The following is a 20,605-nucleotide window of genomic DNA, read 5'->3' on the forward strand; positions in this document are numbered from 1 at the left end:
GCGAACGCCACCGGAACCGTATACGAGGAACGAACCGACATGTCTCATCTCCATGCCCTGAAGCCGCTCCCGCTGGTGACCGCTCTCGCCGCCGCCGTCTTCCTCGCCGGTTGCGGCGCGGTGAAGCCGCGCCCGCTCACCCATGACGACGTGAGCAACCGTGCGCGCAGCGACCAGCAGGCGATGTACAAGGACCAGGAGCCGGTCACCGGCCCCATCACGCTGTCCGATGCGATGGCGCGTTCGCTGAAGTACAACCTCGACCATCGCCTGAAGCTGATGGAAACCTCGCTCTCGCGTGGCCTGCTCGACGTCTCCCAGCTCGACATGCTGCCGAAGCTGATGGCGGATGCCGGCTACCGCTGGCGCAGCAACGATTCGGGCGGTACCAGCATCGGCATCCAGGACCGCATCGTCAGCCTGCGCCCTTCTACCTCGGAGGAGCGCGTGCATTACCTGGCCGACGCCACGCTGTCGTGGGACGTGCTCGACTTCGGCCTCAGCTATTACCGTGCGAAGCAGCAGGCCGATGACGTCAACATCACCGACGAGCGTCGTCGCAAGGTGTTGCAGAACATCGTGCAGGACGTGCGCGATGCGTACTGGCGCGCCCTGGGTGCGCAGCGCCTGCTGGGCGAGACCGAGACCCTGGCCGAAGGTATCCAGTCTGCACTGGAAAAGAGCCGCGAGGCCGAGCGGGCCGGCGTGCTGCCGCCCGTGGAAGGCCTGGAATACCAGCGGGCGCTGCTCGATGCGATGACCCTGGTGAACCAGAAGCGCCAGGAAATGGAATTCGCCCGTCGCGAACTCGCCGCGCTGATGAACCTGCCGCCTGGCACGGTGTTCACGCTGGCCGACGTGAGCGAGACGACCCTGACCCAGGTGCCGGGCAATGTGGACCAGCTGGAACAGCTGGCCCTGGAGCAGCGCCCCGAACTGCGCGAGGAAGACTACAAGACGCGCATCGACGCCATCGAGACGAAAAAGCAGATTGCCGCGCTGTTCCCGAACCTCAACCTGTTCGTGGGTGCGGGTCACGACTCCAACAAGTACCTCTATAACGAGAGCTGGTCGCAGGGTGGCGTCAGCATGTCGATGAACCTCATGCGCCTTGCGGGCCTGCCGGCCATCCGGCGCACCAACGACGCCCGCATGAAGGTGGACGATGCGCGCCGCATGGCGTTGAGCATGGCCGTGCTGACCCAGGTACGCGTTTCGGTGGAACGCTACAAGCTGGCGGTGTACGACCACCAGCTCGCCGAGCAGTCCGCACAGGTGGACCAGCGCCTGGCCAGCGTGGCGAAGGCGGGCTCGGGCAACCAACTCACCAGCGAACTGGAAACACTGCGCACGCAGGCCCGCGCGATGGTGTCGCGTTTCCAGGAAGCCTCGTCGTATGCCGCCGCGCAGTCGGCATACGGCCGCGTGCTGAACTCGGTAGGTATCGACCTCATGCCCGAAGAGGTCGCCGGCAGCGATATCCCCGCACTGTCCAAAGCGATCCAGGCAAGCCTCGTCGAGGGCGAGAAGCAGGTGTTCACCGAGATGGCCGATGCGGTGCAGGTGGAGCGTCCGTTGCACCTCAGCGTGAGCGGCCTGCCGGCAAAGGTCGATGGCGAGGCAGTGCGTGGCGCACTGACCCACGTGATGACCGGCAACCATATCGCCATGGGCGAGGGTGCCGATGGCCTGGCCATGGCACTGCGTTTCAGCTCCGCGCCCGGTCGCTCGTCCACGAAGGCCCAGTGGGACATGACGGTGCAGGATGCCAGCGGCAAACGCCTGCTGGAGCGCAGCTACCTCAGCTTCGTGCCCAACGAGGTCACCACGCGGGCGGTCGCCGCGCTGGCCGAAGCCGCCGCGCTGTCGATCCTTGCCGATATCCGTCGCCTGGCCGCCGCGCCTGAAACCGCGGATGCGTCGAAGCCGTGAAGCTCGCCATGATCAGACATACGCTTGCCTTTGCCGCGTTCGTCGCAGCGTTTCCCGTCATCGCGCAGCAGGCGCCGGTACGCTTTCTCGTGGTGGCCAATCGCGAGAGCCCGTTGTCGGCCGTGGTGCTGGGCCGTATCGCGCGGATCAACGTGCAGCTTGGCGACAGCGTAGCGGCAGGCAAGGTACTGGCATCGCTGGATTGCAGCGACCTGGAAGCACGCCGGGCCAGCGCGAATGCCGAATACAACGCGGCGCAGCTGCGCTATGAGGCCAAGGCCAAGCTTCAGGGCCTGCAATCGGCTGCCGCGCTCGAAGTCGAACTGACCGCGGCCGATGTCGATCGCACCCGCAGCCAGGTGCGTATTTTCGATGCGCAGCTGGCCCAGTGCCGTTTCGTCGCCCCGTTCGAGGGCCGTGTTGCACGCGTGCATGTCAAGGAGGGGCAGGGCGTGGCGGCCGGTGCGCCCGTGATCGACCTGGTGGGCACGGGCGTGCCCAAGGCACGTCTCAACGTACCGTCGAACTGGATCAGCTGGCTGAAGCCGGGCGCGCATCTTGACGCCGTGGTGGACGAAACCGGTGCTCACTACACGCTCGCCGTGACCCGTATCAGCGGTCGCGTGGATGCGGTGAGCCAGACCGTGGAAATCGAGGCGGATTTCCAGGGTGATACCGCGCAGGTATGGCCGGGCATGAGTGGCCGCGCGCAGGCCCCGAAGCCGGCAGCGCAGGGCTGAGACGATGACCGCGCACGCTTCCGTTCCTCCTTCCGCGTCCGCGCGGTTTTATGCCGTGGCGGCCCGGGTGGAAGCGGCCACGCGTGCCGCGGAACTCGGCTTCACCATCTGCAACGAAACGCGCACGCTTGTCGATTACCGCCAGGCGGCACTGGTCGAACTGTCGCCGGGCCGCCCGGCTCGACTGGTTGCGCATTCGGGGCTGGCAGAGACCGATGCCAACACGCCCTACGCCTTGTGGTTGTCGGCTGCTGCCGCGCGCATCGCGAAGCGCTGCGAAACGCTGCCGCCCACGGCGCGCGTGCTTCCGCTGTCGCCCGCTGCGCTCGGCGAGGAACTGGCGGCCGGCTGGGATGAATGGCTGCCGGCGCATGTCTGGGTGCTGCCACTGGTGGCGCCCGATGGCACGGTGAATGCCTTGCTCTTCCTTGCGCGAGAGCAGGCGTGGCCGGAAACCTTGTCGATGGACAGCGCGGAGTTTGCCCTGTTGCAACTGGTGAACCTCTACGGGTTCGCGTGGTGGTCGCTGGTGGCCCGGCCTTCGCTGTGGCGGCGCGGCTGGAAGGCGGCCTTCACCGGGCGACGGCTACGCTACGCCCTGGTGGGGCTGCTGCTCATCATGCTGTTGCCGATCCGCGAATACACGCTAGTGCCGGCGGAAGTGATTTCCACCGAAAGCCAGGTCATCGCATCGCCCCGCGAAGGGGTGGTGCATCGCATGGTGGTGTTACCCAATACACCGGTGAAAGCCGGCGACGTGCTCGCGGAATTGGACGACACCACGCTGCGTAACCGCCTCGCCGTGGCGCAGGCGGAGCTGGCGACGGCCGCGGTGGAAATGCACCAGGCCTCCCAGCAGGCCATCGAAAACCAGAACGCCAAGGCGGACCTCGGGCTGGCCGAAGGCAAGTGGCGTGAGCGCCAGGTCGATGCGGCCTCGCTTCAGCGCGAGGTGGACAAGCTCGCCATCCGTGCACCGGCCGACGGTGTGTTCGTCTATGGCGACCCCGATGAATGGGCCGGCAAGCCGGTGCAGACCGGTGAGCGCATCGGTCTGCTCGCCGATCCGCATGCTCTGGGCGTGCGCGCCTGGGCCCCGGTGGGCGAGGCGACCAACCTGGCACAGGGGGCCGCCATGAAGGTGTTCCTGAAGGTGGCGCCGCTCAGCCCCTTCGATGCCACGCTGGACTATGCCGGCTACCAGCCGGTGGAAGCGCCCAATGGCGTGGCGAGCTACATGCTGCGCGGCACGGTGGACGGCACGCCCGCCGATGCACGTATCGGCCTGCAGGGGACAGCACGGGTATCGGGCCAGTGGAGCGTGCTCGGCTATCTGCTGCTGCGCCGTCCGCTGGCGACCATGCGGGCGTGGTGTGGCCTGTGAGCGAGCCGGCACTTGCCATGCCGGCCATGGCCGCCGTGTGGCCGGCCCTGCGTGAAGAACTCGACGTGCATGTCGCCGGACGCAACCGCGACGGTTCGCCGGCATGGCATCTGGCCGATCCGGTGCGCAACCAGTTCTTCCGCATTGGCTGGCTTGAATTCGAGATGCTGCGACGCTGGGACCTTGGCGATCCGCAACGCATCGCCGATGCGGTCGCTGCCGACACTACGTTGATGCCCGGGCCGGACGACGTGCAGGGCTTCGCGCGTTTCCTGCAACAACAGCAACTGACCCGCGACACCAGCCTGCGACCACCGACCTCGGTCGCCCACTGGCTGTTGCACAACTACCTGTTCATCCGCATTCCGTTGATCCGCCCGGAACGCCTGCTGCGCAAGGCACTGCCTTTCGTCGAGCCGATGTTCGGCATGCGCTTCCTGCTGGTGACCCTGCTGGCCGCCATCGTGGGCGTGCTGTTTGCCGTACGCCAGTGGGACACGGTGCTGGCCAACCTGCGTGGTGCGATGAGCTGGGATGGCGTCATCGCCTTCGCCGGTGCACTGATCCTGTCCAAGTGCTGGCATGAGCTGGGCCATGCATTCATGGCGACGCGTTACGGCGTGAAGGTGGGACACATGGGCATCGCGCTGCTGGTGATGTGGCCCATGGCCTATACCGATACCGGCGAAAGCTGGAAGCTGGAACGTTCCCGGCGTCGTCTGGCCATCGCCTCGGCCGGCGTGCTGGCCGAACTGGTGCTGGCAGCATGGTGCACCTTGCTCTGGTCGTTCGCGCCGGACGGCAACTTCCGCAACGCGCTGTTCTTCCTGGGTACCACGGCCTGGGTGCTGACCCTGCTGGTGAACGTCAGCCCGTTCATGCGCTTCGACGGCTATTTCATCCTTGCCGATGCGCTGGATTACCCTGGCCTGCACGAGCGCGCGGGGCGTTGGGCCAAGCGGTGGATGCGTCGCGTCCTGCTCGGCCTGGACGATCCGAAACCCGATGCGGTGTCGCCGCGATTTGCCGCCTTTCTCACCGTGTTCGCTTTCGCGACATGGGTGTATCGCCTCAGCCTGTTCATCGGCATCGCCGTCGTCGTCTACCACGCCTTCTTCAAGGCGCTGGGCCTGATCCTGTTTCTTGTGGAAATCGTGACCTTCGTGATGAAGCCCGTATTCAATGAAACCCGCGTGTGGTGGGCCCGGCGCGACGAGATCCGCTGGTCCGCGCTAAGGGTGCGCCTTATCGTGCCGGCCATGCTCGCGCTGGTGCTGTTCGTGCCGTGGTCGTCGCGGATTACTGCCGATGGCGTGGTGGAAGCCGGTTACCGGCAGGCGGTGTTCACGCCCTTCGGCGCGCGTTTGGATGCGATCAACACCCGCGACGGCGACGTGGTGCCGGCGGGCAAGGTGCTGTTCGAACTGAGCGCACCGGCACCGCAGGACGACGGCGACAAGGCGAGCGTACTGCGCGATGCCTACGAATCGGCGGCGCGTGGCGCGGTGGCGCTCGACCGCAACGGCGTGGCGAAGCAGGTGGTGGCCGAGCGCATGGCCGAACGCTATACCGCGCAACGCGACGCGAGCATGGCCGAGAAGGGGCGCCTGCAACTGATCGCCAGTGAACAGGGTGTCGTCCGCGATGTGGACCCGACGCTACGCAAGGGCAACTGGGTGTCACCCGGCACGCGCATCGCCACCGTGGTGGGCAGCACGCGCTGGCGGGCGGAAGTGCTGGTGCAGGAAGCCAACCGCGCCCGGCTGTCGTCCGGTGCGGCCGTCACCGTCTATCCGCATGGTGGGTTGCAACCCCTGCGCGGCAAAATATCCATGCTCGATAGTGGTGCGGTTGACCACCTGCCCAGCCTCGTACTGGCAAAGCCCCATGGCGGCCCCATCGCGCTCAACCCGACGCGTCCGGCAAAGGAACTGCGCCCGGCGGGCGTGTGGTATCGCGTGGTGGTGGAAGGCGATGGACTCAAAGAGCCACTGCCGGCCGAACTGCTGGCCGACGTACGCATCGAAGGCGAGCGACAGAGCCTCGCCCGGCGCTGGGTCGACAGTGCATTGCTGACGATCCTCCAGCAGACCGGGTTGGGCAAGGAAGGCTGACGCCTTACATGTTCAGTTGCAGCTTCATCCAGGCCGTGCGGTCCGGCTCGTTGACGCGCAGCGTATCGGCATAGCCGACCAGGCCCACGGTCGATGCATTCACATGCTCGGCGTAGGTCTTGTTCAGCAGGTTGTCGATGCCTGCACTGACGGTGAGCTGCTTCGTGAGGCGATAGCCGCCATTGAGCGAGAAGACGCCAAAGCCCGCCGTCGGCCCGAGATCCAGTCCGACGATATTGCCATCGCCTACCGAGACGCGATGCTGGGCTGCCGCGACGCGCCATAAGCCACCCACGGACCATGTGCCCGTGTCGTAGGTGAGGCCCAGGCGGGTTTCCAGTGGCGGAATCTGTGGCAGGGGACGTCCGTCACTACGGTTTTCGCCCCAGGCATACGCCAGCGTGCCATCGAGCTTCCAGCGGGGTGACAAGGCCACGACGGCGCCTGCCTCGCCACCGGCGATGCGTGCATCGATATTGCTGGCCCGGCCCATGGCCATCATGCCGCGGCCACCGCGCAACAGGATGAAATCGTCCACGACACCGGCGTATGCCGATACCCATGCCTGCCAGCCTTCGCCACGGAACTGGGCGCCGATGTCGAGCTGGGTGGTGCGTTCGGGACGTGTGCGGCGAAAGCTGTCGAGGCTCTTCTGCGTATAACGGCCGAACAGCTCCCAGTAATCGGGAAAGCGTTCGACGTGGCCGATACCGGCATACAACGTGGCAGGCATCGTCGTCAGGTCGCGCTCGTAGCGCATGAAGCCGGACTTCAGCCAGGACGAGCGGTTTGCATCGATCGTGCTTCCATTGCCGGGCATGGCCATCGCGCCCATGTGCCCTTGCGGCATGGACGACAGGCCATAACCGCGCGCCTGCGCACGGTCGAGGCGCAGGCCGCCCAGCAGCCTTTCGCGCTGGGCGACATGCCAGGTGGCTTCCGCGAAGGCGCCCACGATGGCCATGCGCTCGTCGCGATCACGCGGCAACGCCCGGTAATAAGACAGCATGCCGTCGCGGGGACCACCGTTGCGCGCCGTATGCGTATTGCGCGAACCATCGATGCCGGTGACGAGATTGAACGACTGTGCCCAATCGAAGGTGGCGGCCACACGACCGCCCACCGTACGGCGGGCGACGTCGCTGGCCATCGCCATGGGCATCATCGATGCCGGGTCGGGATGGCGCAGCGTGTAGTTGTCCATCACATGGTCGGCATAGTTCACATAGGCCTGTGCTTCCAGCTTCGTGAAGTGCTCGCTCATGTGCTCGCGAACGAATTTCAGTCCGGTGCTTTCGCGGAGGAACTGCGATCCGTCCATGCCGCTGAACGCATAGGCCGCCTTGCCGTCACCGCGACCGACAGTCAGTTCGACGCGGGTATCGTCATCGGGCGTCCAGCCGATCGTCGCATCGGCATTCCAGCGGTCGTAATAGGAATGCACACGACGGCCGTCGCCGTCTTCATAGTCCTGCGAGTGGGTGTGATTGGCCGTGATGCCGAGGTAACCGGAGGCATCGCCGCCGCGAAGGTCCAGCGACTGGTCGTTGCGCCCCCACGAGCCCCCCAGCAGGCTGCCATCCAGCGAGACGGTGGGCCGGGTGTAACGAGTGAACTCCCTGTCGAAGAGCACAGCGCCGGCGGAGTTGCCCGGGCCATGGATCACGGTTTGCGGCCCCTTGATGATGGTGACCTTGTCGAAACTCTGCGGCGATATGTATGAGGTGGGTGGGTCCATGCGCGAGGGACAACCGCCGCCGATCTGGCCGCCATCGACCAGGATATTCAGTCGTGAACCGCTCATGCCGCGCAGCATCGGATCACCGTTCGTGCCGCCCTTGCGGATGATGGCGAAGCCGGGGATGGACTTCAGGAAGTCCGCACCGTCGCTTGCCGGCACGGGCTGGCGTGGCGCTTTCGGGTCGGTAACCACGGTGAGGGGTGCCGTCTGCATCGGTGCGGTCACGACGATGGGTGTCAACGACGATGGCGGTGGCTCGTCGTTTGCCACGGCGACGGGAGAAAGCACGAGTGCAAGCGTGGCGGGCAGGATGCGGTGGCGGACGCGCACGGAGGCGCGCACCGCGAGGATGCGATGAGACATGGTGATTCCCTGAAAGACCTGGCGAAAGGCACGCGCCCGATGGCGCGTGCACGCGAAACTCAGCTCAGGGCACAGGGAGGTCCGCGCGGTGCGATATCACGCAGCCATGGCAGCAGCGGTCGCGGCGAAACGGGCAGGGGGCCCGGCGCACGGATATCGGTGGCCGGCGGCCGCATGAGTGCGACGGCAAGCCCAGGCAGGAGCGGGTGGTGAGCAAGGAACGAGCAGTATCCGCAGGCATCGAGCAGGCCGGCGTGATGCCTGTCGCCGTGATGATCCGGCTCGCACCAGGCGCCATCCACCACCTCGTCGATGGTGGCGGCCCGCAGCTCGGATACGACCGGGGCGATCGACAGCAGCCCGGCTGCCACGAAGGCCAGCCAGCCGAACCATGATCGCCATGTGCGCTTCCCTGACACGTTCCCCGGGAGTTCCTCGATTCCGATGCCCGGATGATGCCAGCGCCTTGCGCCGCCCGAGGGCGGCACATTGCCGCGCCCTATGTGAAAACCGCTACGGGCGGGCCGTCAGGCGCAGGGGAAGCCGCTCCTCCGGCCGCAGTGAGATGGTGAAGACCGGCCGGGGCCCGGGCGAATTATCTGGGATGGAGATATCGAAGCGTTGCAGCGGTCGCGGCGGACGCTCCATCGTCAACGGAACGTCAGGTGTGTCGCTTCTCGCTTACCCTGTACGAAACCGGCCTGGGCAGAGGGTGCACGGGTTGCCAGGTCCATCTGATTCGTACCCATGGCGACGCGGGACTCGGCGTCCGGGGAGATCACGACGACGTGACTGCCCTGGCTGCGCAACGATTCAACCTGACTTGCCAGGTCGTTTCCCCATTCCGGTGATCTACGCAAGCCCTCGAACTGGCCTGGTGGCAGTGGACCGCTTCGTTCACTGAACGGCGTGAGCACCACGACGTTTGCATAGCTTGAGGCGAGATCGGCGTTGTCGGTAGAGCGCACGCCGCCGTTGATGTAGTGAACCCCGTGGATCGTGTGCGTGGGGCCGCCGGGCAAAGCCGTACTCGCGGTCACCGCGTCCACCAGCTCGACTCCGGAATCGCGGTCGAACAAGGCCGGTTCTCCGGTATGGGCGTTGACAGCCACCAGGATCATCGGTTTTTCCGGCCATTCCGGATTAGGCAGCCGTGAGGCAACCAATGCGCGCCGTCGTTGAGCTGCCGAGCCATCGAGCATGAAGTTGCATTCCAACCCGAACGCGCCCATCGCACGACATAGATCGGCGGCCGAGGTGGCAGCCGCACCGATCGCTCTCATCCGTTCGAAAACCGCGTCCATTGGCATGGGTGGGGACCCTTGCGGGCGCTGCCCGACCGGCTGCGTTACTTCAGACAAAATGCCAGACAACAACATAGCGGGTGTCCGGCCGCTTCGCAGGTGCGCTGCCGCGGTGGCACCGGACGAGGTGCCGATCACCAGGTCGGCAGCCTCGGTCATATCGATTCCCGCATCGGCCAGGCCGGCGATAACGCCGATCATCCAGGCATTTCCCGCAGCCCCACCACCACCGAGAACCAGGGCCATATGTTTTTCAATCATCTGCCGCTGCCCCGGATAGCCTGTTCAATGCGCCTATGCTAATACGCAATCAGGGTCCCTTGACGGCCTTCACCATGGCATCCGGCCGCACGTACTTCGCGAAGGCCTGCTGCACCTCCGGGGCGGTGAGCGCCAGGTAGTGCTGTGCGGCGACAGTCACGGCGTCCAGGGGCTTGTCTTCCTGCGACATCGACAGCAGCTGGCCACCGATGGCCCCGAAACTGGACTCGCCCAACGGAATGCGACGTAGCAGGATGCCCTTGGCCTGCCTGAGTTCGGCATCGGTCACGGGTTCCTGCTGCATGCGCTTCAGGTTCTGCACCACCAGTGCACTGGCCGTGCCGACCTTGTCGGGATCGGAGCCGAACTCCACCCGGTAGACACTGCGATGCTTATGCGCATCGAAGGCCACGCCCACGGAGTAGACCAGGCCCTGCTTCTCGCGCAGGTCGCGGGTGAGGCGCGAGGCGTAGAAGCCACCGCCCAGCACCTGGTTGCCCAGGTTGATGGCATAGCGCGCCGGGTCGTCATAGGTGATGTCGATGGTCTGCGCGATCTCCACCTCGTCCTGCGTGGCGCTTTTATCCGGTACGTGCAGTTGCCCGGCGGGGTTGGCAGGCACGGCGGCGTATTCGGTCTGCGGCTTGGGACCCGTGGCCTTCCAGTCACCGAAGGCCTGCTCGATCACCTGCCTTGCCTGCGCAGGATCGACCTTGCCCACGATGACGATGGTGGTCAGGTCGGGGCGGAACGTCTGGTTGTAGTACGCCTTGACCTTGTCCAGCGTGAGTGCCGATACGGACTGCGGCGTGGCATGGCGAAGTTCGGCATCGCCGGCCGGAAGCAAGGCCTTGTTCAATCCGTAGCGATACAGGAAGCCGGGTGACTGCAGCACCCCCGTGACTTCGCTGAGCACCTGGCGCTGCATGACGGCGAAGCCTTCGGCAGGCAGGGCCGGATGCAGTTCGTTGTCGGCCAGTAGTTTCACGCCATCGACAAAATGGGCAGAAGGTACCGATAGCGAGAAGCGGTAGCCGGCGCGCACGCGTGCGCTGATGGCGTCCTGTGCTTCCTGCCACTGCAGGCGGTTCATGCTGGTGGTGCCATAGGGGAACAGGCCGGCAAGAAGGCCGGAAACACCCTCTTCACCCGGGGCAGCCAGCGTATCCTCGTTGGTCTTGATGCTGCCGAAAAGTTCCACCGTGTCGCTGATGGTTTCCGGCTGCACGATCAGTTTCAGGCCGTTGGGCAGCACATAGGACACCGGGTGCATCGATGACGCCGGCACGTCCAGCTTCGCAAACGCCTGCTCGGCCCAATCGGGTAGCTGTACGGGTTTGTCGGGCGTGGATGAAAAGCTTTCTGCTCCTCCGAAGCCCTTGCCTTCGCCCGGCTTGCCCGAGCTTTCCGGCGTAAGGATGGCGGTGATGGCGTGCGCCGGGTCCAGGCTTTTCTTCGCCAGCGCGTTCACCGCTTCCGGGGTCACCGCCTCGATGGCCGCCTTGAGCGCTTCGGGCGATTCGGCACCCTGGAAAGCCAGCGCATCCGACCACGTATTGGCCAGGCCGCCGACCGAGTTCTTGCTGAATTCCATGGACGCGATGGCATTGCGCTTGGCGGCTTCGACCAGGGCCGGATCGATACCCTTGTTCGCCGCATCGGCGAGAATGCCCCGCATCTTTGCCAGGACGGGCTGCGGATTGCCACCCTTCGGGAATATGCCGATCGCCATACCGATACCCGCCTGGGGCATGGCTTCTGCGCTGAAGCCACCGAACAGGGCCGAACCATCGAAACGCATGCCGGCCAGCGCGGCGCGCTGCGAACCCAGTGCGATGCCCAGCACCATGGCGGTGGCGTGATCCTTCGAGGTGAGTCCGGGCAGGCGATAACCGAGGTACACCGAGCCGTAGGGCGCATCGGTGGTTACCTGCATGGTTTTTGCCGCCACCGGTTTGAAATCGAAGGCCGGACGGGCGGGCAGGGTCTTGCGCGGTATGTCGCCGAACTGCTGCCTGACCATCGCCAGTGTTGCGGCAGGATCGACGTCGCCGGAAACCACCAGGATCGCGTTGTTCGGCGCATACCAGGTATCGACGAACTGCTTCAGCATGGGCGCCGTGGTCTTGTCGAACGAGTCACGGGTGCCGAGCGGTGTATGCGCGTAGGGCGTGCCGGCAAACATCTGCTCCAGCATCTGTGTATAGAACTTGAAGTTCGGGCTGGAGAGATCACGCGAGACCTCCTGCTCGATCGCACCGCGCTCTTTGTCCCATTCCTTCGGGTCCATGTCTACGCCACGCATGCGCATGCTTTCCAGACGCAGCGCGACTTCGAGATCCTGCGAGGGTGCCACGAAGTAGTACTGCGTCACGCCCTGGGTGGTGTCCGCGTTGAACGCGCCGCCCATGTTGGCGGCAATGGCCGAAAGCTGATCCTTGCTCAGGCCGGGGCTGCCCCGGAACATCATGTGTTCCACGGCATGCGCGGTGCCGGGGAAGCCATCCGGCACTTCGTCGGAGCCGGCGAGGTAGTTGATCTCGGTCGTAATCACGGGAGCCAGCGTATCGCGCACGATCACGACGCGAAGGCCGTTGTCGAGCGTGGCACGGGTCACCTCGGCATCGCCGGTCACGGCCAGGGCGCTGCCGGAAGCCAGCGCCAGGCTGATGGCGGCGGCCAGTCTCAGGGTGAACATCTTCACTGCGCAATCCTTATATAGCGTCTGAGTTCCGTTTCGTGTGCAGTCTTGTTACGACGCCCGGGCAAGTCAACGAGCAAGATTTTGCGCGACAGGTGCATAGTCATCGGACTCGATCGCACCTTGTGGCAGGTAGAGCATGGCCGGTGGCTTATGCATCAGGAAGTTCTGGTGGGAGATGTTCCATGCGTAGGCGCCTGCCAGCGGAAAGGCCACGCAGTCTCCCACCGCCAGCGCGGTCATGGGTTGCGCCCGGGCGAGCACGTCCTTCGGCGTGCATAGCTGACCGACCAGTGTCACCTGGCTGTTCGTGATCGTTGGTGGCTCGCTACCCCGGATCACGACAAACGGGTGGTCGTGACCTTGTGCCGGCGGGGTGCGGAAGTGATGCGTACCACCCCGGGCTACCGCGAAGTACTCGCCGTGACTGCGCTTGATGTCCAGCACTTCCATCACGTACCAGCCGCAGGCCACGCTGACGTAACGGCCGGGCTCGAAGCGAAGGCGCAGGGTCTCCCGTCGCCTGGAGAGCAGGGTGCGCAGGCCGGTGCAGAAGCCGCTCCAGTCGAAGGACTGCGAGACATCGGCATAGTCCACCCCGAAGCCACCGCCCGCGTTCACGGTGCGAACCTGGATGCCATACGTGTCCTGCCACCGGTGCACCGTGTCGAGATAGGCGTTCACCAGGTGCAGCTGCACGTGGGCGTCGCGCTGGTGGGACATGAGGTGGAAGTGGAAGCCTTCCAGGTCCAGCGTGTCCGCATGATCCCGCACCAGGGCCAGGGCTTCTTCAAGATCCGCTTCATCCATGCCGAATGGCGTGGGCTTGCCACCCATCATGAGACGGGTGCCGGCCACACCGTCGATGCCGATATTCATGCGCAGGAAGATCGTGGCACGCCGGCCCATCGTCTTGGCGAGACGAGCCAGGCGGCGCAGTTCGCCGAGGCTTTCCACATGCAGCGTGCAACCGGGTTCGACGAGGGCTTCGGCCAGCTCGTCGTCGAGTTTGCCCGGACCACCGAAGAGCAGCGGTTTGCCGGGCTGGCAAAGCCTCAGCCAGCGCAGTTCGCCGCCGGAGGCGGCTTCGAAGCCATCCACCCACGGGGCGACGGTACGCAACACCGGTTCATCGGCATTGGCCTTGGCGGCGTAGTAAAGCTCGCACCCTTCGGGCAGTTGCTCGCGCATCCAGCGCGCATGGCTCGCCAGTGCATCCAGGTCGTAGACATAGGCGCATACGGGGCCTTCGCCGTTGTTTCGCAAACCCGCCACGGCCTCGCGAACCCGCGGTAGCGAGGCATCCACGTTCATGCAGCCACCTTTGCACGGGCCGGAGCGTTGATGGGACTCGGAAGCAGGGTGTAATCCGAATCCCGGTCGGCACGCTTGAATAGCCGGGTGCGCAGGTTGTTCTTGCTGGGCAGTGCTTCACCCTCGATCAGTCCTTCAAGCAAGGGCTGCCTGCCGTGCCGCTGCTGCCAGCGTTCCGCGATCTGTGCGATGGACTGCCACATGCGCTGTTCAAGGGCCTCGTCGGCGCCGCACAGGTGGAAGATCGCCTCGGCAAGGTTGTTCACCAGCGCGCAGTAAGCCACGCGCTTCCAGCCCAGTTCGGCCGGATACAGCACCGAGGCGCGGGCGCGGGGCGTGAGCGCGTCGAGGCGGTCGTCGCTCCACAGGTGTTCGACGAGCTTGGTGCCTTCCAGATCGCGGATCCATACCTTGGCCGGCATGCCACGGTCGAATCCCACCACGGTGTTCTGCAGGTGCGGTTCGAGGATGGCGCCGTGCTGGAAGAAAGCCATCCAGTTGCCTTCCAGCAGGATCGACGCATAGGCCTCGAACCAGCACAGGGCCATGTGATCGTAGGGGCCGCCGAGCTGTTCGACCATCCGGCGGCAGACGCTGCGGCCGTCACGGTCGGTGGTGAAGAGGGCGCCGGCCACCTGCGGCTGGTAACGCTTGCGATGCAGGGCGGAAAGGTTCTCCCGATAAAGCATGCCAAACCCTTCGGTCAGCTCGCGCAGTTCGTCGGCATCGTCGGAGAACGGGCTGAAATCGAGTGTCGTCGCGGCCGGCTCCACCATGACGTCGAAACCCGGTACATGGCGGGCGATGTCCTGCCATGCCGGGGCCAGTAACGCCGTGAGCGCCACGGCGCTTTCCAGTTCGTACCAGGCGTTCTTGCGCACGCAGTTGGTCAGGCGCACGTGGATCGACAGCTTGAGGAAGTAGTCGAGGTCCGGGTGGTACATGGTGCGCACCGACGAGGTCGGATACATGTCGCGGCCGCGAGGCCCCAAAGGTTCGATCCAGCCCTGGGCGATGGCCTTGCGCATCGCCGGGCTCTGCAGCAGGCGCGAGGCTTCCCACGGGTGGCAGGGATAAAGGTCCGGGCCTTGCGCGGCATCTTCCAGCGTCGCACGGACATCGCGTCCCTGCGCACGGAACAGGCGCGGATCGATACGGAACCAGTACAACGGCAGGCTGGCCCGTACTTCGGGCGACGCATCGAGCACGGCGGGAATGGGCAGGCCTTCGCGGCTCTTCGGCGTCGGATGCAGCGCGTGACCCCAGAGCATGCCCTGTTCGGCATCAAGCAGGGCATCGCCATGCAGCGGCGCACCGAGCGAGCGGGTCAGGATCTCCCGGGCGATCTCCACGCTGTTCATCGTCTGTCCGAACAGTTCGGCGTTGAAGCCGCACTCAGGCGCGAGGCGTTCGAGGAGGTAATGCACCGTCATCGCGGCGTCGGCACAGCGCCAGGGCTCGCCGGGCGATTTCAGGTACGGTGCCGAGGCATAATCGCAACGACCCAGACGACTGCTGCGCGAGATGCGCACGCACAGTGCATGGCCCGCGTCGGCGAAGCCGATGCGCAGCAGGCGTCCTTCACCCTGTAGCAGGCCCGCCGGTACATCGTGGCCGCGATAATCCAGGTCGGCCTGCCCACGCGGCAGGGCGAATTCACGCACATAGCAGTTGAGCCAGCAGGCAATCGCCTGCGATTCGGCCTGGGCCTGGTGCCACTGTTCACGTATCGCTTGCGGGGACATGGAGCTGCCTCTTCTGGGGACGGAAGACATAGGCGGCGACCGCGACGGCAACCAGGCCGGCGGTCGAGGCTGCGAGGAAAGGTGCGGCGAGGCCAAGGCGGGAGACCAGCGCGCCGGCCACAACGCCACCGACGGCACCGGCCCACTTGCCACAGGCATCGAACAGGCCGAAGACATGGCCGGCGCGACCGCCACTGGCACGTGCGCCCAGGGCACGGTTGATGCCTCCGATGGCCAGCAACATGCCTGCGCCGTACATACAGCGCGATGGAATGAGCCAGGCCGGGGAATCGATGGAGGCCTGGATCACGCAGGCCAGGGAAAACAGGGCAAGACCAAGCAGCAGGGGCCGTTCCGGTGCTGTAGCGCGGCTGCGCCACCATGGCAGTGCAACGAGGTACACCAGGTGCGGCAGGCTGTAGAGCAGGCCGGCGGCGCTGTCGTGGGTCACGCCCAGTTTTTCGGTGTACGGCACGAAGTAGGGAAAGGTCACCACCATCGCGAAGCAGAACAGGAACTGCACGCTGAGCAGGCCGCTCCAGTCGCGCCATGCGGCGCGTGGCGAAGCCGCTTTTGCTTCGGCAGGCGCGCTGACCTCATCCTTCGGCAGGCACAGCGTGACGGCGAATGCAGCCAACGGAAGCACCGCCAGATAGCGGTAGAGCTCCTGTGCGCTACCCCACGCCATTGCCACGCCAAGCAGTGCCGGTGCGCTCACCATGGCCAGCCGGGCCGAGAACTGTGTCCAGTCCAGGGCCCGGGCGAGCGAGCCCCGGCCGGGTTCTTTCGCGAACTGCGTGGACAGGTACGCATTGGCCGCGGCCAGCGAACCACCGCAGCTGCCCTGGATGACCAGGGCAACGACGAACCACGCAATGTTTGGCGCGAAGCCGGCCAGCGTAAAGCCCAGGGCCAGCCCCATCTGCGCACGCAGCAGGGAAAGCCGCCGGCCATAGCGGTCGGCGAGGCGTCCCCATGTCGTGGCAGTCAGCGCCGTGCACAGCGTGGGTAATACATAGAGCACGCCGGCCAGCCAGGTCGGTGCCCCCGGTGCCAGTTCCGCCAGCACGCGAGGCATGAAGACCGGCATGCCCAGCGCGGTGAAGGCCGCGAGATAGTGCGCGACCAGCACCGGGCCGATGACCCTCATCGAGGAACCCCGCGCAGCGCCGGATCCCGCATGAAGTTCGGGCCACTCTCGCCGTAGAACTTGTTGATGTCGGAGGCGCCGGTGGCCTGCTTGCTGAGCAGGCTGCCCGCACTGAGCAGGTATTTGACCGGCAGCGCATCGGCATCGAGCAGGACGCGCGCGGGCGCTACGTCGATGCCTTCGTCCGCGAGGGATGCGAGCGTGGCCTCGATGGTGTGGGCCAGTGTCGTGTAGAAGGCACGGCGCTCATCGGGCAGGTGTTCGGCCACGCCTTCAAGCACGGCCAGCAGGCACAGTTGCAGGGTGATGGTGCAGAACATGCGGCCGAGTGCGGCATCGTTGTCGACCACGATGCGCGCATCCTGCGGCTCACCGAGCGCCTTCAGTTCGAGCAAGCGGGCATACAGGCGGCCCGGCAGCACGCGTGCCGCGTCGTTGTCCTTCATGAGCAGCGTCGGTGCGGCGCCCGGTCGATAGGACAGCACGGCATTCTGCTGGTTGGATTCCAGCGCGATGCCGTAGCGCAACCACAGGCGCAGGTGGACCTCGCACATCAGCGATACATAGCCGCGCCACCACGCATGCACGTCGCCACCGTGGAAGCGATCGGCGACATGCAGGGCGAGTGGCCTGCCATCCGGCATCGGCGCGCAGAATGCCGCCGCCGGCAGCAGGGTTTCATCGGCGGGCACCGGATACGCCCGCACGATGTAGGCCAGGTGACGCGCTTGCGCTACATGAGCCCCGTGGGATTCATCCACGTGGACGTAACGCCCACGAAGCCGGTCATCGCTCGTTTCGATGGTGCGCAATACGCGTTCGAACCAGTGGCCATCGTAGATGGTGGACGGCTTGATCAGGCGCAGGTTCAGCGCGCCCAGGGTGCGCATCACCAGTGGCAGCTTGATGTGGTGGCGGGGGTGGGCCAGCGGCACGACCGTGCGTACGGAAAGCGTGGGGCGAACCGCCATGAAACGCTGTGGTGCACGCACGACGCCTCCGGGTAATCCGAAGGTATCGAGGCGCTGCCAGGTGAGCGGATGGACGGGCAGGGCGTCATGCGTGTCCTGCATGGCTGTCGGCAGGCCCAGGTCCGTCATCGCCGGCCAGAAATCCGGCACCGGCGACGTGCGGGTGACGGCCGCACGAGGTACGGCCAGCCAGTGCAGTTCGAACGTGGGGGCGAACTCGGGCGCGAACGCCCGCAGGTCGGTCTCGCTGAAACCGGACTTGGCCCGTGCCGTCGGGTAATAAGGATGGTCGCGATGACTGGCCACCTGATCGCACAACAAGGCACGTTCGGCCGCGTCGCCGTGGGTCAGCGCACGGGCAAGCCGCAATGCGTTGGCGCCGTAGCCCTCTCGCGCAAGACGGCGATGTTCCGTCGCGCATGCCGCCTCTTCGGCGTAGTCGCGGTGCAACGTCACCGTCTCGTCGTCGAGGCCTTCGCCCAGCAGGGCCAGCCAGCGGGCAGCTTCGTCCTCATAATGCGGCGCGCCCTCTACCTCGCGAATCCATCCGTGCCCGGATACACCGATGGACTGCATGTAATCGCGCGATTCCACCGGTAGCCAGAGTCGTCCACCGGGAAGATGATCCACCTTCCACCAGTGCTCCGGTGCCGCATGCGGCCATGCGCGCAGTACATCGGCCGCGGGCGTGGCAAAGCCGCCCTGCGACACCAGGCCACGGAGGTTTTCACGCAGGCAGCAATCCACGATGCGGCGGACGATATAAGCCTCATCGCCCGCGTCGAACGAGGGACGGGCAGTCATGCGGCCACTCCCGGCAACTGGTCCGCCACGTCCCAGTGCAGCGGGGCATGAGCGGTTGCCAGCGCGTCCTCCAGCGAGGCGTCGTCGTCAGCCACGATATTGAGGATGCCGAGGTAATCCTTGTTGGAATGAGACAACCGGATCTCGTCACCCTGGTGACGCAGCGCGCGGTAATCGGCATGCCAGCGCTCACCCGTGGTCGGCCCGCTCTGCGGTGCCGCCACCAGCCAGCCCTCACGGGATGCCACCACATAGCGCACCAGTGCATGTGGACGCACGCGTTCCGGCAGGGCGAGGCGTTCGCCGAAATGGGGGCGGAGCAGGGTCTCGAACCAGTGGCCGCCATGCATGCGGTCGAGCATGAATTCACGCCCGTCGCCGATGCTGCGGTAATTGATTTCCACCAGCACCGGGCCTTGCGGCGTAAGGATGAATTCGCTGTGGCAGATACCGAAGGTGGCACCGAACGCCTTCACCTGCGCGAAGGCGGCATCGCGACCCTGCGTTACCGCCGGACCGTTCCAGCGCGCTTCCAGTTCGATGAAGTGCGGCGGCTCGGACAAGGTGACGTCGAAGCCGCCGATGGCTTCCATCGCGTGCCCGTCGCCGAGGGTTTCCAGCGTGAACAACGGGCCTTCCATGAAGGCTTCCAGCAGCACGGTGCGACCGGGATGGCGCTGCCAGAATGCTTTCAGGTAGCGATCCAGCGCCGCCGCGTCGGCACACAGGGCAACATCCATGCTGGCAACGCCTTCGCGCGGCTTGGCCACCACGGGCCAGGGCGTATCGAGCGGTGCCTGGGCGCCGGGCACCAGGCTGTGGAACCACGGCGTGGGCAGGCCCAGTTCGCGCAGGCGTTCGCGCGTGGCTGCCTTGTTCTTCGCCGCATAGCAGACCCGCCAGTCCTTGCCCGGCAGGCCGAAGCCTTCGGCTACCAGCGCCGTGGAGGTCTGCAGGTGGTCGCTGTTGGAGAACACGGCGGCCGGGCGGATGCCGGCGCTGCGCAAGGCATCGATGGCGGCCAGCGGATTGAACACATCGCATTCGATGATGCGTGCGGGCATGTGTTCCGGATGATCATGGAACCAGCGCAGATGGTCGTGACGATGATCCGTGAGAATCACCACGGGGCGCCCCATCCGCCGTGCGGCGGGCAGGAAGCCATCGGTGACGGCGGGGTGGCGCACATGCGCGAGGATGACGAGCGGGGACGTATCCATGACCACTTTCACCTAGGGGGGAAGAATTCGTTTCAGGACGCGGTGCTGTCCAGTTCGCGACGGCGCGCGCGCAGCGCGCCGAGCAGAAGGCCGCGGTCTTCGCCGGCAAGCACCCAGCGCGGCGAGCGTGCGAACCAGTGGTCGCGCTGCTGGGGTGTGCGGGGATTGGGACAGAACGGTATGCCGGCGGCGTCGCAATGCGCCGCCATGGCAAGCAGCCGGGTCCAGACGTCGGGATGCATGGCTTGTGGCCCGAGGCCCATGTCCAGGGCGAGATCGAGCGCCCCCTCCATGATGGCGCTCACGCCCGGCACGGCGAGGATGCCGGGCAGGGCATCGATACCGGCGAGGCTTTCGATCATCGGCACCACACGGATGCTGTCGCGTGTGCTGGCGATGTAATCGTCCAGCGAAGTCCGCCCGAAACCGGTGACGCGGCCTCCGGTGATGCCGCGACGGCCCAGCGGCGGGAAATGCGCGGCCTCGACAGCCCGGCGCGCTTCGTCTGCCGTTTCCAGCCGGGAGATCACGATGCCTTTCGCACCGGCATCGAGCACCCGGCCGATCAGCTTGGCGTCCACCTCCGGCACACGTACCCAGGGCTCGCAACCGCCCAGTTCACAGGCACGGATGGCGTGTTGCAGATCGTCGGGAGAGACGAGCTGATGTTCGAGGTCCAGCACCACGAAATCGAATCCGGCGGCACCGAACATCTCGCAAAGCAGGGGGGATGGCACGGAATTGAGCAGGCCGATCAGGCTGCGCATGGTCACGAACCGCTGGCTTTGGGGGTGGGCAGTATATCTAAATGAAAATCGTTATCAATTACGTGACCAGTCACCCAAAACCCGTAGGAGCCGA

Annotated in this window: 14 protein-coding genes; 4 read left to right on the forward strand and 10 right to left on the reverse strand. The window is 65.7% G+C overall.

Annotated features, from left to right (window positions below; all coding sequences use genetic code 11):
• Nucleotides 1-39: 39 nt before the first annotated feature.
• From KR767_RS16525 to KR767_RS16540, 4 genes are read left to right on the forward strand one after another with little or no spacing between them, the layout of a single operon-like run.
• Nucleotides 40-1,932 (forward strand): TolC family protein, encoded by a 1,893-nt coding sequence (locus tag KR767_RS16525; RefSeq protein ID WP_250877058.1) that lies wholly within the window; start codon nt 40-42, stop codon nt 1,930-1,932.
• Nucleotides 1,933-1,940: 8 nt separating this feature from the next.
• On the forward strand, nt 1,941-2,672 hold the full coding sequence (locus KR767_RS16530) for an efflux RND transporter periplasmic adaptor subunit (RefSeq protein WP_250877059.1): 732 nt from the start codon (nt 1,941-1,943) through the stop codon (nt 2,670-2,672).
• A 4-nt stretch (nt 2,673-2,676) separates the two neighbouring features.
• On the forward strand, nt 2,677-4,056 hold the full coding sequence (locus tag KR767_RS16535) for an efflux RND transporter periplasmic adaptor subunit (RefSeq protein WP_250877060.1): 1,380 nt from the start codon (nt 2,677-2,679) through the stop codon (nt 4,054-4,056).
• Entirely contained in the window at nt 4,053-6,170 is a 2,118-nt protein-coding gene (locus tag KR767_RS16540; protein WP_250877061.1) for a site-2 protease family protein, read from the forward strand. The genes KR767_RS16535 and KR767_RS16540 overlap by 4 nt, the downstream gene beginning before the upstream one ends.
• Before the next feature lie 4 nt (nt 6,171-6,174).
• On the opposite strand, the gene KR767_RS16545 is transcribed toward KR767_RS16540, so the two are convergent.
• From KR767_RS16545 to KR767_RS16590, 10 genes are all read right to left on the reverse strand, one after another.
• Entirely contained in the window at nt 6,175-8,274 is a 2,100-nt protein-coding gene (locus KR767_RS16545; RefSeq protein ID WP_250877062.1) for a TonB-dependent copper receptor, read from the reverse strand.
• Between the two features lie 59 nt (nt 8,275-8,333).
• Nucleotides 8,334-8,693, reverse strand: coding sequence for a DUF2946 domain-containing protein (locus KR767_RS16550; protein ID WP_166946525.1), 360 nt, complete (start codon nt 8,691-8,693; stop codon nt 8,334-8,336).
• Between the two features lie 231 nt (nt 8,694-8,924).
• Complete coding sequence (locus tag KR767_RS16555) at nt 8,925-9,824, reverse strand: patatin-like phospholipase family protein (protein WP_250877063.1); 900 nt, start codon at nt 9,822-9,824, stop codon at nt 8,925-8,927.
• A 64-nt stretch (nt 9,825-9,888) separates the two neighbouring features.
• The gene (locus KR767_RS16560; protein WP_250879176.1) at nt 9,889-12,537 is read right to left on the reverse strand and encodes a M16 family metallopeptidase; all 2,649 of its coding nucleotides are present in this window, start codon (nt 12,535-12,537) and stop codon (nt 9,889-9,891) included.
• Nucleotides 12,538-12,609: 72 nt separating this feature from the next.
• Nucleotides 12,610-13,854, reverse strand: coding sequence for a type III PLP-dependent enzyme (locus KR767_RS16565; protein ID WP_250877064.1), 1,245 nt, complete (start codon nt 13,852-13,854; stop codon nt 12,610-12,612).
• Nucleotides 13,851-15,599 (reverse strand): IucA/IucC family protein, encoded by a 1,749-nt coding sequence (locus tag KR767_RS16570; protein WP_250877065.1) that lies wholly within the window; start codon nt 15,597-15,599, stop codon nt 13,851-13,853. Before KR767_RS16570 ends, KR767_RS16565 begins: the two co-directional genes overlap by 4 nt.
• The gene (locus KR767_RS16575) at nt 15,577-16,749 is read right to left on the reverse strand and encodes an MFS transporter (protein WP_250877066.1); all 1,173 of its coding nucleotides are present in this window, start codon (nt 16,747-16,749) and stop codon (nt 15,577-15,579) included. The genes KR767_RS16570 and KR767_RS16575 overlap by 23 nt, the downstream gene beginning before the upstream one ends.
• On the reverse strand, nt 16,746-18,524 hold the full coding sequence (locus KR767_RS16580; protein ID WP_250877067.1) for an IucA/IucC family protein: 1,779 nt from the start codon (nt 18,522-18,524) through the stop codon (nt 16,746-16,748). The genes KR767_RS16575 and KR767_RS16580 overlap by 4 nt, the downstream gene beginning before the upstream one ends.
• A complete protein-coding gene (locus tag KR767_RS16585; protein ID WP_250877068.1) occupies nt 18,521-19,744 on the reverse strand; it encodes an ATP-grasp domain-containing protein in 1,224 nt (407 codons plus the stop codon). Before KR767_RS16585 ends, KR767_RS16580 begins: the two co-directional genes overlap by 4 nt.
• A gap of 32 nt (nt 19,745-19,776) precedes the next feature.
• A complete protein-coding gene (locus tag KR767_RS16590) occupies nt 19,777-20,511 on the reverse strand; it encodes an HpcH/HpaI aldolase family protein (protein ID WP_250877069.1) in 735 nt (244 codons plus the stop codon).
• Between the last annotated feature and the right edge of the window lie 94 nt (nt 20,512-20,605).

Origin of the sequence: Luteibacter anthropi (assembly GCF_023699965.1) — a bacterium.
Classification (GTDB): domain Bacteria; phylum Pseudomonadota; class Gammaproteobacteria; order Xanthomonadales; family Rhodanobacteraceae; genus Luteibacter; species Luteibacter anthropi.

What these genes read in the sequence shown, in the direction of transcription:
- KR767_RS16525 (WP_250877058.1), top strand. Translation starts at nt 40, where the DNA reads ATGTCTCATCTCCATGCCCTGAAGCCGCTCCCGCTGGTGACCGCTCTC.
- KR767_RS16530 (WP_250877059.1), top strand. Translation starts at nt 1,941, where the DNA reads ATGATCAGACATACGCTTGCCTTTGCCGCGTTCGTCGCAGCGTTTCCC.
- KR767_RS16535 (WP_250877060.1), top strand. Translation starts at nt 2,677, where the DNA reads ATGACCGCGCACGCTTCCGTTCCTCCTTCCGCGTCCGCGCGGTTTTAT.
- KR767_RS16545 (WP_250877062.1), bottom strand. Translation starts at nt 8,274, where the DNA reads ATGTCTCATCGCATCCTCGCGGTGCGCGCCTCCGTGCGCGTCCGCCAC.
- KR767_RS16555 (WP_250877063.1), bottom strand. Translation starts at nt 9,824, where the DNA reads ATGGCCCTGGTTCTCGGTGGTGGTGGGGCTGCGGGAAATGCCTGGATG.
- KR767_RS16560 (WP_250879176.1), bottom strand. Translation starts at nt 12,537, where the DNA reads ATGTTCACCCTGAGACTGGCCGCCGCCATCAGCCTGGCGCTGGCTTCC.
- KR767_RS16565 (WP_250877064.1), bottom strand. Translation starts at nt 13,854, where the DNA reads ATGAACGTGGATGCCTCGCTACCGCGGGTTCGCGAGGCCGTGGCGGGT.
- KR767_RS16570 (WP_250877065.1), bottom strand. Translation starts at nt 15,599, where the DNA reads ATGTCCCCGCAAGCGATACGTGAACAGTGGCACCAGGCCCAGGCCGAA.
- KR767_RS16575 (WP_250877066.1), bottom strand. Translation starts at nt 16,749, where the DNA reads ATGAGGGTCATCGGCCCGGTGCTGGTCGCGCACTATCTCGCGGCCTTC.
- KR767_RS16580 (WP_250877067.1), bottom strand. Translation starts at nt 18,524, where the DNA reads ATGACTGCCCGTCCCTCGTTCGACGCGGGCGATGAGGCTTATATCGTC.
- KR767_RS16585 (WP_250877068.1), bottom strand. Translation starts at nt 19,744, where the DNA reads ATGGATACGTCCCCGCTCGTCATCCTCGCGCATGTGCGCCACCCCGCC.
- KR767_RS16590 (WP_250877069.1), bottom strand. Translation starts at nt 20,511, where the DNA reads ATGCGCAGCCTGATCGGCCTGCTCAATTCCGTGCCATCCCCCCTGCTT.